Source organism: Vibrio sp. 2033 (assembly GCF_033339735.1).
Genome location: NZ_JAWOVC010000574.1, coordinates 1 through 596 on the forward strand (window position 1 = coordinate 1; position 596 = coordinate 596).

General features: G+C 49.8%; 1 protein-coding gene. It reads right to left on the reverse strand.

The annotated features are described in order from the left end of the window. On the reverse strand, nt 1–596 hold a 596-nt coding region (locus R7P74_RS27860; protein WP_318123908.1), incomplete at both ends, for a glycoside hydrolase domain-containing protein.

Genomic DNA, 596 nt, shown 5'->3' on the forward strand with positions numbered 1-596 from the left:
CCCATTGCCATTGCCACGCGTTACCTTCTGTGTAGTAGAACGCGTCAGACTTGTAAGGGTCGAAGTCAGTTGAAGCGTATTTCAGTGCACATGGGTCGCCTTCTTTCAGTTCTGTTGGTACAAAGAAGCCCGTGCCGTCTGCGTTACCTGCTTTCGCATCCCAGTGTTTCAAAGAGTTGTAAGAACGAGCTTTGAACTCTTCATACGCGTCCATATCGCCAGCAGCTTTTGCCATTTCTGCGATCGTCCAATCGTAGAAGGAGAATTCCAACGAGTACGACACTGAGTTCCAGTTCGGGTAACGAACACACTGTTCTTTCTCGTGGTAGTTCAACTGACCTGCCATAAGTGAGCTTAGGATGTCGTCATGAATCTGTGGGTATCCATGCGGCGTGTCACGTACTGATTTTACTGACGCGGTGTAAGCCTGCTCGGCAGCAATCAAGCCTTTGGTTACCGCATCGCCCAGAATCGCTGCCGATGGGTAGCCGATCATGGTGCCGGTTTCTGAACCGTGACCTTCCCATTTCGGCAGTAAACCAAACTCGTCGTTGGATTTACGAATCAAGTCTTTCACGTATAGCGTTGCTTGGTCT